The following is a 14,232-nucleotide window of genomic DNA, read 5'->3' as shown; positions in this document are numbered from 1 at the left end:
TCCCTGTGGGAGCTGGCTTGCCTGCGATGGGCCGCAAAGCGGCCCCTTTCAGCCTTACTCCGGCGACCTGACCAGCCGCAACCCCGCCAGCACCAGCGCGAACACGGCAATACTGGCGGTATACAGCACCAGTGCCGGCACCGCGAACACCAACGCCACCACTGCCAGCCACCAGCCGCCACGCCCTGCAACCAACTGCGCCAGCAGCGCCAGCCCCAGCCCGCCCCAGGCCATCACCTGAAGATGAATGCCCAGCCCCAGCAACGACCGTACCTCACACTGCCAGTACGCCGCCGGCGCCGTGCACAGTCCCACCCACTGCCCGTCCTCCATCAGCCCGTAGCGCACGCCATAACTGGCAGCAAGCCAAAGCCCCAGAAACAGCACAAGCAGCGCAGCCGGCAGCGAACGAGACATCCAGTTCTCCAATAGCGGAAATCGAAAGCATCCATGATCGCTTATGCCCAGTTGTAAGGCAAAATCACATCCCTGCAGCTATGTTGCAGATAACAAGCACACCAAAGACCACCGCACCTGGCAACTTTGCCCGGCCCGTTGTGGTCCTAGCCTGCACACTGCTCGACCTTGCGTTCTTTTGGGGGATTACATGCTTCGATCTTTGCGCCTCGCTGCCTTGCTCGGCGGCCTGCTCATGGCTGTGGCCGCTTCGGCGCGGGATATCGACGCCGCAAGCTATGGCTACCCCTTGACCAACCCGTTCGAGGCAACCATCGCCACCACGCCGCCGGACCAGCGACCCACCCTGCCCGGCGACGACGAAATCAGCCAGTCCGACTACAGCCTCAACCTGCGCCCGGACCGTGAGTTCACCCTGCCCGACAACTTCTGGGCAGTGAAGAAGCTCAAGTACCGCCTAGCCCGCCAGGACCACGAGGCGCCGCTGATCTTCATCATCGCCGGCACCGGTGCGCCCTACACCAGCAGCATCAACGAATACCTGAAAAAGCTGTTCTACCAGGCCGGCTTCCACGTGGTGCAGCTGTCCTCGCCCACCAGCTACGACTTCATGAGCGCAGCCTCGCGCTTCGCCACCCCAGGCGTCAGCCAGGATGATGCCGAAGACATGTACCGGGTGATGCAGGCTGTGCGCGCCCAGCACCCGCGCCTGCCGATCAGCGAGTTCTACCTCACCGGCTACAGCCTGGGCGCACTCGACGCTGCCTTTGTCAGCCACCTGGACGAAACCCGCCGCAGCTTCAACTTCAAGCGCGTGCTGCTGCTGAACCCGCCGGTCAACCTGTACACCTCGATCAACAACCTGGACAAGCTGGTGCAGACCCAGGTCAAGGGCATCGACCGCAGCACCACCTTCTACGAGCTGATGCTGGCCAAGCTGACCCGCTACTTCCAGGAAAAGGGCTACATCGACCTCAATGAAGCCCTGCTGTACGACTTCCAGCAGTCACGCCAGCACCTGTCCAACGAGCAGATGGCCATGCTGATCGGCACCTCGTTCCGCTTCTCGGCGGCCGACATTGCCTTCACCTCCGACCTGATCAACCGCCGCGGCCTGATCATTCCGCCGAAATTCCCGATCACCGAGGGCAGCAGCCTCACGCCGTTCTTCAAGCGTGCCCTGCAGTGCGACTTCGACTGCTACATGACCGAGCAGGTCATCCCCATGTGGCGCGCCCGCACCGACGGCAACAGCATCCTGCAACTGGTCAACCAGGTCAGCCTGTATGCGCTGGAAGACTACCTGAGCAGCAGCGACAAGATCGCCGTGATGCACAACGCCGACGACGTCATCCTCGGCCCTGGCGACATCGGCTTCCTGCGCAAGGTGTTCGGTGAGCGCCTGACCCTTTACCCCCATGGCGGCCATTGCGGCAACCTCAATTACCGCGTCAACAGTGACGCCATGCTGGAGTTCTTCCGTGGTTAACAAACTCCTCTTCGCCACTGCCCTGTTCGCCGCCGGCCAGGCCCTGGCCGCCGAAACCGCCCCTCGGGCCAGCGTGATCGAGGCCGACCCGCAAGTCACCGAGGCACCACTGGCGCCCGAGGCCGATGGTTTCGTCGACCCGTTGCGCGAGCTGAAATTCAACCCGGGGCTGGACCAGCGCGAGTTCGAACGCTCCACCCTGCAAGCGCTGAACGTGTACGACCCGCTGGAGTCGATCAACCGGCGCGTCTATCACTTCAACTACCGCCTGGACCAATGGGTGCTGCTGCCGATGGTAAGCGGCTACCAGTACGTCACCCCACGCTTCGTGCGCACCGGGGTGACCAACTTCTTCAACAACCTGGGCGACGTGCCGAACCTGTTCAACAGCGTGTTGCAGTTGAAGGCCAAGCGCTCGGCGGAGATCACCGCGCGGCTGATGTTCAACACCATCATCGGCGTGGGTGGGCTGTGGGACCCGGCGACCAAGATGGGCCTGCCGCGGCAAAGTGAAGACTTTGGCCAGACCTTGGGCTTTTATGGCGTACCGGACGGGCCGTACCTGATGCTGCCGGTGCTGGGGCCGTCGAACCTGCGCGATACCACCGGGCTGGTGGTGGACTATGCAGGCGAACAGGCAATCAACTACCTGAACGTGGCCGAAGCCAGCAGCGACCACCCGGAAATCTCCGTGCTGCGCGTGGTAGACAAGCGCTACAGCACCAAATTCCGCTATGGCCAGCTCAACTCGCCGTTCGAGTACGAGAAGGTGCGGTATGTGTATACCCAGGCGCGCAAGTTGCAGATAGCCGAGTAGGCAAGCCAGGCCTCTTCGCGGGTAAACCCGCTCCCACAGGTATCGTGCGATCCCTGTGGGAGCGGGTTTACCCGCGAAGAGGCCGGCACAAGCAACATCAAATCCCCAGGAACTGGCAAAGCTCCCGCTTCTTGGTCAAGGCATCCTTTCGCCCCAGCTCTATCAGCTCGCTGCAGTAACTGGCCTCGAACAGCAAATAGCTCAACACCCCCGCCCCGCTGGTGCGTGTCGCCCCCGGCCCGCGCAGGAACATGCGCAAGGCCGCCGGCAACTCGCGCCGATGCCGCGCGGCAATTTCGTCCAGCGGCTGGCTGGGCGCCACCACCAGCACGTCGATTGGCGCCAGGCCCAGGCGCCGGGCGTCCAGGTGCGCCGGCAACAGGTGGCTCAGGTGGTTGAGGCGCTGCAGCAGCTCGATGTCGTCTTCCAGGCTGTCAATGAACGTGCTGTTGAGCATGTGCCCGCCGATCTGCGCAAGGCTCGGCTGCTGGCCGCTGAACACCCGCTGGGTCGGCAATGGTGGCGCCGGCCGCTGCGGGTTGCCACTGACCCCGACTACCAGTACCCGGCTGGCGCCCAGGTGCAGGGCCGGGCTGATCGGTGCCGACTGGCGTACCGCGCCATCACCGAAATATTCGTCGCCCAGCCGCACCGGGGCGAACAGTAGCGGGATGGCCGCGCTGGCCAGCAAGTGGTCGATGGTCAACGGCGTGGGCATGCCGATGCGGCGGTGGCGCAACCAGGCTTCGATGGTGCCGCGCCCTTGGTAGAAGGTCACCGCTTGGCCGGACTCGTAGCCAAAGGCGGTCACCGCGACGGCGCGCAGTTGCTCGGCGGCCAGGGAGTGGGCGATACCGTCCAGGTTCAGGTGCGCCTGCAGCAAGCCGCGCAATGGGCTGCTGTCCAGTAGCGCCACTGGCGCCGGGCCGCCCACGCCCAGCAGGTTGTGGGCGACGAAGCGGCTGGCCTGGCGGACCACACCGGGCCAGTCGCTGCGGATGACCAGGTGGCTGCGGAAGTTCTGCCAGAAGGCGGTGAGCCGTTGTACGGCGTCGCTGAAATGGGTGGCGCCGCTGGCCAGGGTGACGGCGTTGATGGCGCCGGCGGAGGTGCCGACGATGACCGGGAACGGGTTGTGCGCGCCAGCGGGCAGCAGCTCGGCGATGCCAGCCAGCACGCCGACCTGGTAGGCAGCGCGGGCGCCGCCGCCAGAAAGGATAAGACCGGTTACCGGGGGTGGGGCCATAGGAGTCCTTCCTGGGGTTGGTGTGCTGTCAGTGCCGGCCCTTTCGCGGGTAAACCCGCTCCCACAGGTATTGCACAGCCTTCAAGGCCTGTGGAGAACCTGTGGGAGCGGGTTCACCCGCGAATAGGCCGGCACAGGCAAAAGAAAATTCAGCGCTTCTTCTTGTCATACAGCCGCGGCTCCCCTTCGGGCCGCGACTTGAACCGGCGGTGCGCCCACAGGTACTGCTCGGGGCATTCGCGCAACACGCTTTCCACCCACTGGTTGATGCGCAGGCAGTCAGCCTCTTCGCTCTCCCCGGGGAAGTCCGCCAGCGGCGGGTGGATCACCAGGCGATAGCCGCTGCCATCCTCCAGGCGCTTCTGGGTGAATGGAATCACCTGCGCCTTGCCCAACCGGGCAAACTTGGTGGTGGCGGTCACCGTCGCCGCCGGGATGCCGAACAGCGGCACGAACAGGCTCTGCTTGGCGCCGTAGTCCTGATCCGGCGCGTACCAGATCGCCCGGCCCGAACGCAGCAGCTTGAGCATGCCGCGCACGTCCTCGCGCTCCACCGCCAGCGAGTCGAGGTTATGCCGCTCGCGGCCGCTGCGCTGGATGAAGTCGAACAGCGGGTTGCCGTGCTCGCGGTACATGCCGTCGATGGTGTGCTGCTGGCCCAGCAGCGCGGCGCCGATTTCCAGGGTGGTGAAGTGCACCGCCATCAGGATGGCCCCCTGCCCCGCCTGCTGGGCGGCCTGCAGGTGCTCCAGCCCCTCGACATGGGCCAGGCGCGCCAGCCGGGCCTTGGGCCACCACCAGCTCATGGCCATTTCGAAGAAGGCGATACCGGTGGAGGCGAAGTTGGCCTTGAGCAGGCGCTGCCGTTCGTCGACCGACAGCTCCGGGAAGCACAGCTCCAGGTTGCGCGCGGCAATGCGCCGCCGCTCACCGGCAAAGCGGTACATCACCGCTCCCAGCGCGGCACCGACTTTCAACAGGACCCGGTACGGCAACTGGACCACCAGCCACAGCAGGCCCAGGCCCAGCCACAGGCCCCAGAAACGTGGGTGAAGGAAATAGGGACGAAAACGCGGGCGTTCCATTGAAGCTTCCGGAAAGACAAAGGCCGCGCATTCTACAACGGATCAGCGCATGTTGCGGGCAACCGGTCTTATCGTTATAAGTCAGGGCACTTTTTTCGCAACAAGCCGTCTATGCAGACCATGAGCCCAAACCACACACCCGACACCGCCTCCGTGTTCCAGCTCAAGGGCAGCATGCTCGCCATTACAGTGCTGGAACTGGCGCGCAATGACCTTGAAGCCCTCGACCGCCAACTGGCGGCCAAAGTCGCCCAGGCACCGAACTTCTTCAGCAACACGCCGCTGGTGCTGGCGCTGGACAAGCTGCCGGCCGACGAGGGGGCAATCGACCTGCCCGGCTTGATGCGGATCTGCCGCCACCACGGCCTGCGTACCCTGGCCATTCGCGCCAACCGCATCGAGGACATCGCCGCCGCCATCGCCATCGACCTGCCGGTGCTGCCGCCATCCGGCGCCCGCGAACGGCCGCTGGAGCCCGAACCCGAGGTGAAGAAGCCCGAGCCGGCTCCTGTCCCGCCGCCAATCCTCGAACCCGAGGTGCGCCCGACCCGCATCATCACTTCGCCAGTACGTGGCGGCCAGCAGATCTACGCCCAGGGCGGCGACCTGGTGGTGACCGGCTCGGTCAGCCCGGGGGCGGAACTTCTGGCCGATGGCAACATCCATGTGTACGGCGCCATGCGCGGCCGCGCCCTGGCCGGCATCAAAGGCAATACCAAGGCACGTATCTTCTGCCAGCAGATGACCGCCGAAATGGTTTCCATCGCCGGCCAGTACAAGGTATGCGAAGACCTGCGCCGCGACCCGCTGTGGGGCACTGGCGTGCAAGTCAGCCTGTCTGGCGACGTGTTGAACATCACCCGTCTTTAACGGATACTTGCCAGCATTTTTAGTGCAACTTTTCTTACCGTTGCCGTTTATTTGTATTTTTGCAGGGACTTGTGTCCCGATTATTTTAGGGGTGAAACACCTTGGCCAAGATTATCGTGGTTACTTCCGGCAAGGGGGGTGTGGGCAAGACCACCACCAGCGCCGCCATTGGTACCGGCCTCGCACTGCGTGGCCACAAGACCGTCATCGTCGACTTCGACGTGGGCCTGCGTAACCTCGACCTGATCATGGGCTGCGAACGCCGCGTGGTGTACGACTTCGTCAACGTGGTCAACGGCGAAGCCAACCTGCAACAGGCCCTGATCAAGGACAAGCGCCTCGAGAACCTGTACGTGCTGGCCGCCAGCCAGACCCGTGACAAGGACGCGCTGACCCAGGAAGGCGTGGAAAAGGTCCTGATGGAGCTGAAGAAAGACTTCGACTTCGTCATCTGCGACTCGCCGGCCGGTATCGAGAAAGGCGCACACCTGGCCATGTACTTTGCCGACGAAGCCGTCGTGGTCACCAACCCCGAGGTGTCCTCGGTACGTGACTCCGACCGCATGCTGGGCATCCTGTCGAGCAAGTCGCGCCGCTCCGAGAACGGCGAAGAGCCGATCAAGGAACACCTGCTGATCACCCGCTACCACCCGGAGCGCGTGGAAAAGGGCGAAATGCTGAGCATCGCCGACGTCGAAGAGATCCTGGCGATCAAGCTCAAGGGTGTGATCCCCGAGAGCCAGGCAGTGCTCAAGGCTTCCAACCAGGGTATCCCGGTCATCCTCGACGACCAGAGCGATGCCGGCCAGGCTTATAGCGATACCGTCGACCGTCTGCTGGGCAAAGAAAAGCCCCTGCGGTTCATCGAAGTGCCGAAGCAAGGATTCTTCGCGCGCCTGTTTGGAGGCAAGTAAACCATGAACCTTTTTGACTTCTTTCGTGGCAGACAGAAAACTACCAGCGCGTCGGTAGCGAAAGAGCGTCTACAGATCATCGTGGCGCACGAGCGCGGCCAACGCAGCGAACCGGACTACCTGCCAGCGCTGCAGAAAGAACTGCTGGAAGTGATCCGCAAATATGTGAACATCGGCAACGATGATGTGCATATCGAGCTGGAAAACCAGGGTAGCTGTTCGATTCTGGAGCTGAACATCACCTTGCCGGATCGCTGATTTCGCGACCAGGCCTGGATCATTGGGGCTGCTTTGCAGCCCATCGCCGGCAAGCCAGCTCCCACAGGGTTCGCGCTGTACCTGTGGGAGCTGGCTTGCCGGCGATGGGCCGCAAGGCGGCCCCAGTGTTTTCCCCGATATAACCGAGACCAAGCAATGCCGCTGTCCAACATCCAGATCCTGCACGAAGACGCCGCCATCCTGGTGATCAACAAACCGACCCTGCTGCTGTCGGTACCCGGCCGCGCCGAGGACAACAAGGACTGCCTGATCACCCGCCTGCAGGAAAACGGCTACCCCGACGCGCTGATCGTGCACCGCCTGGACTGGGAAACTTCCGGCATCATCCTGCTGGCCCGGGATGCCGACAGCCACCGTGAGCTGTCGCGCCAGTTCCACGACCGCGAAACCGAAAAGGCCTACACCGCGCTGTGCTGGGGCCAGCCGGCGCTGGACAGCGGCAGCATCGACCTGCCGTTGCGCTACGACCCGCCGACCAAGCCACGGCATGTGGTGGACCACGAACAGGGCAAGCATGCGCTGACCTTCTGGCGCATCGTCGAGCGCTGCGGTGATTACTGCCGGGTAGAGCTGACACCGATTACCGGGCGTTCGCACCAGTTGCGCGTACACATGCTGTCGATCGGGCACCCGCTGCTGGGCGACCGGCTGTATGCCAACCCCGAGGCACTGGCTGCCCACGAGCGGCTGTGCCTGCATGCCTCGATGCTGAGCTTTACCCACCCGGTGTCCGGGGAGCGGTTGAAGTTCGAGTGCCCTGCGCCTTTCTGAATTTGTACAGCCTGTGCCGGCCTCTTCGCGGCTAAAGCCGCTCCCACAGGGACCGTACCGCTTTCGACGGTTGTGCAGTACCTGTGGGAGCGGCTTCAGCCGCGAAGAGGCAGACACAATTTGTCGACCTAATACGCTAAACTCGCGCCACTGCTGTCTGGAGTGAGCTATGCGCGACGTACTGAATTCTGGCCTTATCGACTTCCTCAAGGCCTCCCCCACGCCCTTCCACGCCACCGCCAGCCTGGCCCAGCGTCTGGAAGCTGCCGGCTACCAGCGCCTGGACGAGCGCGACAGCTGGGCCACAGTGCCTGGCGGCCGCTACTACGTCACCCGCAACGACTCGTCGATCATCGCCATCAAGCTGGGCAAGCAGGCACCGTTGCTGAACGGTATCCGCATGGTCGGCGCCCACACCGACAGCCCGTGCCTGCGGGTCAAGCCGCAGCCCGAGCTGCAGCGCCAGGGCTTCCTGCAACTGGGCGTCGAAGTGTATGGCGGCGCCCTGCTGGCGCCATGGTTCGACCGCGACCTGTCGCTGGCCGGCCGGGTCACCTACCGCCGTGACGGCAAGGTCGAAAGCCAGTTGATCGACTTCAAGCTGCCGATCGCGGTCATCCCCAACCTGGCGATCCATCTCAACCGCACCGCCAACGAAGGCTGGGCGATCAACCCGCAGAACGAGCTGCCGCCGATCCTGGCCCAGGTGGCGGGTGACGAACGCATCGACTTCCGCGCCCTGCTCACCGAGCAACTGGCCCGCGAGCACGAACTGATCGCCGATGTGGTGCTGGATTACGAGCTGAGCTTCTACGACACCCAGGACGCCGCGCTGGTCGGCCTGAACGGCGACTTCATCGCCGGTGCGCGCCTGGACAACCTGTTGTCGTGCTACGCCGGCCTGCAGGCCCTGCTGGCCGCCGACAGCGACGAAACCTGCGTACTGGTGTGCAACGACCATGAAGAAGTCGGCAGCTGCTCGGCCTGTGGCGCCGACGGGCCGATGCTGGAGCAGACCCTGCAACGCCTGCTGCCGGATGGCGACGCCTACGTGCGCACCATCCAGCGCTCGCTGATGGTGTCGGCCGACAACGCCCACGGCGTGCACCCCAACTACGCCGACAAGCACGACGGCAACCACGGGCCCAAGCTCAACGCCGGGCCGGTAATCAAGGTGAACAACAACCAGCGCTACGCTACCAACAGCGAAACCGCCGGGTTCTTCCGTCACCTGTGCATGGCCGAGGAAGTGCCGGTGCAGAGCTTCGTGGTACGCAGCGACATGGGCTGTGGCTCGACCATCGGGCCGATTGCGGCCAGCCACCTGGGCGTGCGTACGGTGGATATCGGCTTGCCGACCTTTGCCATGCATTCGATTCGCGAGCTGTGCGGTAGCCATGACCTGGCGCACCTGGTGAAGGTGCTGAGCGCCTTCTACCGTTGCCGCGAGTTGCCTTGATGTCTTGATGCAAGCAGGCCTGGCCTCTTCGCGGGCTCGCCCGCTCCCACAGGATCATCACAGCATTCAAGGCCTGTGCAGTACCTGTGGGAGCGGGCATGCCCGCGAAGAGGCCGGGCCTGCTCAAGGTCAATCCCGCTTCGCCCGCTACCCGCTATGCTTGTTACATGGCCCCACTGCAAAAGGATTGCTGTCCATGTCCCCGTTCCTGTCCCTGTTCGTGCCGGTGTTTCTGTTCCTGATGTTGCTGACCATCGGTTTCAGTCTGCGCGAGCGCAACATCGGCGTACTGATGATGTGGATCGGTACCTTGGGTATCTTCGGCCTCACCTGCTGGAAGATCCTCGAGAAACTGCCGTCATAAACCTCTACACTCGGCCAATCGTTTGACCTGAGGTAGTTTTGCCAGTGCCTGCCCTCCTGCGTTGCCTGTTCCTGCTGCTGTTCCTGTTTGTCACCCCGCTACAGGCTGCGGGCCTGCCAGGCCTGCTGGGTGGCAGCGCGCCCGCGCAACCTGAGGCCAGCGAACCGCTGGGCAAGTCGCTGGACGAGGTGATCAAGAACCTGGAAAACGACCAGCAGCGGGCCAAGCTGCTGGCCGACCTGAAAAAGCTGCGCGACGCCACCAGGCAATCGCAACCCACCGTCGAACAGGGCGTGCTCGGCCTGATCGGCGGCGCCCTGCATGACTTCGAAAAGCAGTTCAGCGGCGATGCCAGCCCGTTCCATCGCTGGGCCGCGGAAATCGAACAGGCCCAGGCCGAACTGACCGAGTTGATGGTGCCGGTGCACCAGTGGCCGGCCATCCTGTTCGGCTTTGCCGCCGTCATTGCCGTCTGGAGCGTGCTGGCCTACGTCTTCAACTGGGTCGGGCATCGGGTACGCCTGCGTTTTGGCCTGAGCGAGGAACTGCCACAGCACCCGCGCACCTGGGACCTTGTGCGCTTTGCCCTGCGCAAGCTGGGCCCGTGGCTGGTTGCGCTGTTGTTCACCGTGTACCTGAGCTTCGTGCTGCCGCCGTCGCTGGGCAAGTCGCTGGCCATGGTGCTGGCCTACGCACTGGTGGTCGGCACCTGCTTCTCGGCCATCTGCGTGATCGCCTTCTCGCTGCTCGACGGCCCCCACCGCCACCGCGCCCTGCACATCCTGCGCCACCAGGCGTTTCGCCCGCTATGGCTGATCGGCAGCTTCGCCGCGTTTGGCGAAGCGATGAGCGACCCGCGCCTGATGGTCGCCCTCGGCACCCACCTGGCCCACGCACTGGCCACCCTGGCCAACGTGATTGCGGCGCTGTGCACCGGGCTGTTCATCCTGCGCTTCCGCCGCCCGATCGCCCACCTGATCCGCAACCAGCCACTGTCACGGCGCCTGACCCGGCGCACCCTCAGCGACACCATCGAGATCCTCGGCAGCTTCTGGTTCGTGCCGGCACTGATCCTGGTGGCGATTTCGCTGTTCGCTACCTTCATCTCGGCCGGCGACACCAGCACCGCCCTGCGCCAGTCGCTGATGTGCACGGTGCTGGTGGTGGTGTGCATGGTGCTCAACGGCCTGGTGCGCCGCCACGCCGCCAACCCCAAGCGCGCCAACAAGCGCCAGGCGGTGTATGCCGAGCGCCTGCGCAACTTCGGTTACCTGCTGGTGCACCTGTTCATCTGGCTGGTGTTCATCGAGCTGGGGCTGCGCGTGTGGGGCCTGTCGATGATCAGCTTCGCCGAAGGCGACGGCCACGACATAAGCGTGCGCCTGCTGGGCCTGGCCGGCACGCTGATCGTCGCCTGGCTGGTGTGGATCCTTGCCGACACCGCCGTGCACCACGCCCTGGTGCGTTCGCGCCGAGGCCTGGCCAACGCCCGCGCGCAAACCATGATGCCGTTGATCCGCAACGTGATGTTCGTGGTCATCTTCATCATCGCGGTGATCGTCGCCCTGGCCAACATGGGCATGAACGTCACCCCGCTGCTGGCGGGTGCCGGTGTGATCGGCCTGGCCATCGGCTTTGGTGCGCAGTCACTGGTGGCCGACCTGATCACCGGGCTGTTCATCATCATCGAGGACTCGCTGGCCATCGACGACTACGTCGATGTGGGTGGCCACCTGGGCACGGTGGAGGGGCTGACCATCCGTACCGTGCGCCTGCGTGACATCGACGGCATCGTGCATACCATCCCGTTCAGCGAGATCAAGAGCATCAAGAACTACTCCCGCGAGTTCGGTTACGCGATCTTCCGCGTGGCGATCCCGCACAGCATGAACATCGACCAGGCGATCACGCTGATTCGCGAAGTGGGGCAGAAGCTGCGCAACGACCCGCTGATGCGCCGCAACATCTGGTCGCCGCTGGAGCTGCAGGGGGTGGAGAGCTTCGAGTCGGGGTCGGCGATCTTGCGGGCGCGGTTCAAGACTGCGCCTATCAAGCAGTGGGAGGTTTCGCGGGCGTTCAACCTGGCGTTGAAGCGGCAGCTGGATGAGGCGGGGCTGGATTTGGCCACGCCAAGGTTGTCAGTGCAGGTAGTGACTGCCGGTTCCTCCAGTTAGGGCCTCTTCGCGGGTGAACCCGCTCCCACAAGTACTGTGCAAAGGCTGAAACCTGTGCGGTCCCTGTGGGAGCGGGTTTACCCGCGAAGAAGCCAACTTTTCATCCAGCCTGGGCGCGGATGCGGATGGCATCATGCCGCCAATACTCCAGGTCACAGTCGATCAGGTGCCCATGCTGGTCACTGTTGACCCGGGTGATATGCAACCCCGGGCTTCCCGCCGACACCTTCAAGGCACTGGCCGCCTCCACCGGCAACGCCGTCGGCAAGATCTCGAAGCACACCTGCCCATACTGGATGCCATACACCCGCCCATAAATCTCGGTCAGCGACTGGGCCAGGTCCTGTTCGAGAATCTCCGGGAAGTACCGGGGGTTGAGGTAGTGCTCGGCATACAGCACCGCCCGCCCATCGATCCGCCGTAACCGGCAGATACGTACCACGCTGGACAGCGCCGGCAGCTGCAAGCGCGCACAGATGGCCGCCGAGGCCGGCTGCTGCCGCGCCGACAACAGTTCGGTACTGGGCACCCGCCCCTGGTCGCGGACCATGGCATGGAAATGGCTGCGCTCGATCAGGTCGTAGGTCAGCCGTTCGGGCGCGACGAACCAGCCGCGACGCTCTTCGCGGTAGATCAGCCCCTGGGCTTCGAGCTGCACCAGCGCCTCACGCAGGGTAATGCGCGTGGTATCGAACACCTCGCTGAGCTTGCGCTCGGCCGGCAGCTTGCCGCCCGGCGCCAGCAGGCCGTGCTCGATCTGCTCCTGCAGAGCGTGACAGATGGCTGTTACCGCACGCGGTGGCATCGACTGCATCAAAGGTTACCTATCTGGACTAGTCCAGCCCCAGAACAGGGCACTTGGAGAATAGTGCAAGCCTAGGCAGGGCTGATGAACATCCTGTGACAAAGGCTTTGGCCAGACACTGCCAGAAACGCGCCAACCCAGCAGAACCGGGGCGGCTGCGTGGTCTACGCTGTAGCTTCAGGGCCTTCACCGGCCCTTCCCTACATCAAACTGTCACGCAAGCAGCCTACCTTGGCTCAAGGTTTGCTGACCTAGACCAACGGTCACCAGACAACGGCTTCACTCATAACAACCATCGCTAAAGGCACCCACCCAAGGAGCTTCGGATGAAAAAGTTGTTCATGGCGTCACTGCTCGGTTCGGCCATCGCCCTGTGTACCACGGCCATGGCCGCCGATACCGACCTCAAGGCCCTGGAAGACGCCGCCCGCAAGGAAGGCAACGTCAATAGCGTGGGCATGCCCGATGCCTGGGCCAACTGGAAAGGCACCTGGGAAGACCTGGCCAGCAAGTACGGCCTCAAGCACAGCGACACCGACATGAGCTCGGCCCAGGAAATCGCCAAGTTCGAAGCCGAGAAGGACAACGCCAGCGCCGACATCGGCGACGTGGGTGCCGCCTTCGGCCCGATCGCCGTGAGCAAGGGCGTGAGCCAGGCGTACAAGCCGAGCACCTGGGACCAGGTGCCGACCTGGGCCAAGGACAAGGACGGCCACTGGGCGCTGGCCTATACCGGCACCATCGCCTTCATCATCAACAAGGACCTGGTCAAGGAAGGCGAGCGGCCAACGACCTGGCACGACCTGGAAAAAGGCAAGTACAAGGTTGCCATCGGTGACGTCGGCACCGCAGCCCAGGCCGCCAACGGCGTGCTGGCAGCAGCGATCGCCTACAAGGGTGACGAGTCCAACCTGGCACCGGGCCTGCAACTGTTCACCAAGCTGGCCCAGCAGAAGCGCCTGTCGCTGGCCAACCCGACCATCCAGACCCTGGAGAAGGGCGAGGTGGAAGTGGGCGTGGTGTGGGACTTCAACGGCCTGAGCTACCGTGAACAAATCGATCCCAAGCGTTTCGAAGTGCTGATCCCGTCGGATGGCTCGGTGATCTCCGGCTATACCACCATCATCAACAAGTACGCCAAGCACCCGAACGCGGCCAAGCTGACGCGTGAATACATCTTCAGCGACGCCGGGCAGATCAACCTGGCCAAGGGGCATGCGCGGCCGATCCGTGCCGAGCACCTGAAGCTGCCGGACGATGTGCAGGCCAAGCTGCTGCCCAACGAACAGTACAAGGCCGCGCAGCCGATCAAGAACGCCGAGGCCTGGGAAGCGAGCTCGAAGAAACTGCCGCAGATGTGGCAGGAGCAGGTGATCATCGAGATGGAGTAAGGCAGGACCATCCTGGGGCTGCTGCGCAGCCCATCGCGACGCAAGGCCGCTCCCACAGGGCCTGCGTCGCCCCAGAGGTTTTCGCTGTCCCTGTGGGAGCGGCCTTGTGTCGCGAAAGGAGGGCGAAGCCCTCCCCGGTTCCTTTGCGGAG

Annotated in this window: 14 protein-coding genes; 10 read left to right on the top strand and 4 right to left on the bottom strand. The window is 63.9% G+C overall.

Going from position 1 to position 14,232, the window contains the following annotated elements; genetic code table 11:
• Window positions 1-54: 54 nt before the first annotated feature.
• Window positions 55-417: a hypothetical protein gene (locus ABX298_RS17155; protein ID WP_084785071.1), complete on the bottom strand. Its 363-nt coding sequence runs from the start codon at window positions 415-417 to the stop codon at window positions 55-57.
• A gap of 190 nt (window positions 418-607) precedes the next feature.
• Between ABX298_RS17155 and ABX298_RS17150 the strand changes: the two genes are divergently transcribed.
• Window positions 608-1,906 carry a serine/threonine protein kinase gene (locus tag ABX298_RS17150; RefSeq protein ID WP_025338072.1) on the top strand — a complete coding sequence of 433 codons (1,299 nt, stop codon included), beginning with the start codon at window positions 608-610 and terminating at the stop codon, window positions 1,904-1,906.
• Window positions 1,899-2,723, top strand: a complete 825-nt coding sequence (locus ABX298_RS17145; protein WP_080958529.1) for a VacJ family lipoprotein — start codon at window positions 1,899-1,901, stop codon at window positions 2,721-2,723. Before ABX298_RS17150 ends, ABX298_RS17145 begins: the two co-directional genes overlap by 8 nt.
• A gap of 97 nt (window positions 2,724-2,820) precedes the next feature.
• On the opposite strand, the gene ABX298_RS17140 is transcribed toward ABX298_RS17145, so the two are convergent.
• Both ABX298_RS17140 and ABX298_RS17135 read right to left on the bottom strand, forming a co-directional pair.
• On the bottom strand, window positions 2,821-3,969 hold the full coding sequence (locus tag ABX298_RS17140; protein ID WP_367393364.1) for a patatin-like phospholipase family protein: 1,149 nt from the start codon (window positions 3,967-3,969) through the stop codon (window positions 2,821-2,823).
• A gap of 149 nt (window positions 3,970-4,118) precedes the next feature.
• On the bottom strand, window positions 4,119-5,054 hold the full coding sequence (locus ABX298_RS17135) for a lipid A biosynthesis lauroyl acyltransferase (protein WP_024086430.1): 936 nt from the start codon (window positions 5,052-5,054) through the stop codon (window positions 4,119-4,121).
• Window positions 5,055-5,165: 111 nt separating this feature from the next.
• Here ABX298_RS17135 and minC point away from each other — a divergent pair, with 111 nt between their 5' ends.
• The 7 genes from minC (at window position 5,166) to ABX298_RS17100 (ending at window position 11,885) form a co-directional block, all read left to right on the top strand.
• Entirely contained in the window at window positions 5,166-5,924 is a 759-nt protein-coding gene (minC, locus tag ABX298_RS17130) for a septum site-determining protein MinC (RefSeq protein ID WP_025338069.1), read from the top strand.
• A gap of 101 nt (window positions 5,925-6,025) precedes the next feature.
• Window positions 6,026-6,838 (top strand): septum site-determining protein MinD, encoded by an 813-nt coding sequence (minD, locus tag ABX298_RS17125; protein WP_013971423.1) that lies wholly within the window; start codon window positions 6,026-6,028, stop codon window positions 6,836-6,838.
• Between the two features lie 3 nt (window positions 6,839-6,841).
• Window positions 6,842-7,096 (top strand): cell division topological specificity factor MinE, encoded by a 255-nt coding sequence (gene minE, locus ABX298_RS17120; protein WP_025338068.1) that lies wholly within the window; start codon window positions 6,842-6,844, stop codon window positions 7,094-7,096.
• Window positions 7,097-7,252: 156 nt separating this feature from the next.
• Window positions 7,253-7,888, top strand: a complete 636-nt coding sequence (locus ABX298_RS17115) for an RluA family pseudouridine synthase (RefSeq protein ID WP_011532730.1) — start codon at window positions 7,253-7,255, stop codon at window positions 7,886-7,888.
• Window positions 7,889-8,057: 169 nt separating this feature from the next.
• Window positions 8,058-9,347, top strand: coding sequence for a M18 family aminopeptidase (locus tag ABX298_RS17110; RefSeq protein ID WP_025338066.1), 1,290 nt, complete (start codon window positions 8,058-8,060; stop codon window positions 9,345-9,347).
• A gap of 196 nt (window positions 9,348-9,543) precedes the next feature.
• Entirely contained in the window at window positions 9,544-9,711 is a 168-nt protein-coding gene (locus tag ABX298_RS17105; protein WP_170929313.1) for a hypothetical protein, read from the top strand.
• Window positions 9,712-9,755: 44 nt separating this feature from the next.
• On the top strand, window positions 9,756-11,885 hold the full coding sequence (locus tag ABX298_RS17100; RefSeq protein ID WP_317409869.1) for a mechanosensitive ion channel family protein: 2,130 nt from the start codon (window positions 9,756-9,758) through the stop codon (window positions 11,883-11,885).
• 100 nt (window positions 11,886-11,985) lie between these two features.
• On the opposite strand, the gene phnR is transcribed toward ABX298_RS17100, so the two are convergent.
• A complete protein-coding gene (gene phnR / locus ABX298_RS17095) occupies window positions 11,986-12,699 on the bottom strand; it encodes a phosphonate utilization transcriptional regulator PhnR (RefSeq protein WP_075044042.1) in 714 nt (237 codons plus the stop codon).
• Between the two features lie 317 nt (window positions 12,700-13,016).
• Here phnR and ABX298_RS17090 point away from each other — a divergent pair, with 317 nt between their 5' ends.
• Window positions 13,017-14,081 carry an ABC transporter substrate-binding protein gene (locus ABX298_RS17090; protein ID WP_075044041.1) on the top strand — a complete coding sequence of 355 codons (1,065 nt, stop codon included), beginning with the start codon at window positions 13,017-13,019 and terminating at the stop codon, window positions 14,079-14,081.
• Window positions 14,082-14,232: the final 151 nt, after the last annotated feature.

The organism is Pseudomonas sp. X4, assembly GCF_040784925.1.
Classification (GTDB): domain Bacteria; phylum Pseudomonadota; class Gammaproteobacteria; order Pseudomonadales; family Pseudomonadaceae; genus Aquipseudomonas; species Aquipseudomonas putida_Z.
The sequence above is the reverse complement of the archived record's forward strand: the minus strand, read 5'-3'. Positions and strand labels throughout refer to the sequence as shown.